The organism is Campylobacter sp. DY7 (genome assembly GCF_057802535.1).
On record NZ_JBYJAU010000044.1, the window covers coordinates 1 to 621 of the forward strand.

Genomic DNA, 621 nt, shown 5'->3' on the forward strand with positions numbered 1-621 from the left:
GATGCGCCGGTCGTCTTCGCGCCAGATGTCGATGCTGCCGGCCATGGATCCGTCGCCGCTGAGCGAGAATCCGGTGTCGGTCGCGTTGGTGATGAACGGGTGCCCCTTGGTGGCTTCGCGCAGCAGCTTGCCGTAGTCGGAGTCTGTGGACTCGGGCAGGGTATCCAGCGGCAGGCCGAGGGCGAGTGCGGCATCCATGGTGAGGAAGATCTGGCCGCGTTCGGTCTTACGCGCCCCGTTGGTGCCCTGGTTGATGCGGGTGCCCAGGTTGAGGTCGGTGGCGAGCTGAGCGAGCTGGCCGGCGTGCTCGAGCTGCCCGCGGATGGTGATCAGCTCGCCGGTGGACAGCCACAGCCCGTCCGTGTGGAGCACGCCGAGCGGTGCACGGAAGTCCTCGGTCGACGTCGCGGCGGCTGGCTGTGCGGGCGCTGCCTGTCGGGGTGCGGGCGCGGCGGGTGCTTCTGCGGCTGCAGCCTGCTCAGGCTCGGCGGCGGCTGGCTGTGCGGGCGTCTCGGGTGTGGTGGTGGCCTCGTCGACCGTGGGCGCCTCGAACAGCGACGGGATGTCGTTGCTAGGCGACGTCTGGGGGCCTTCTCCCCCGTCCAGGCCGGTGTCGTCGGT

At 70.4% G+C, this 621-nt stretch carries 1 protein-coding gene; it reads right to left on the reverse strand.

Annotated features, from left to right (window positions below):
* On the reverse strand, nucleotides 1–621 hold a 621-nt coding region (locus AC1B00_RS09615; RefSeq protein WP_488849506.1), incomplete at both ends, for a hypothetical protein.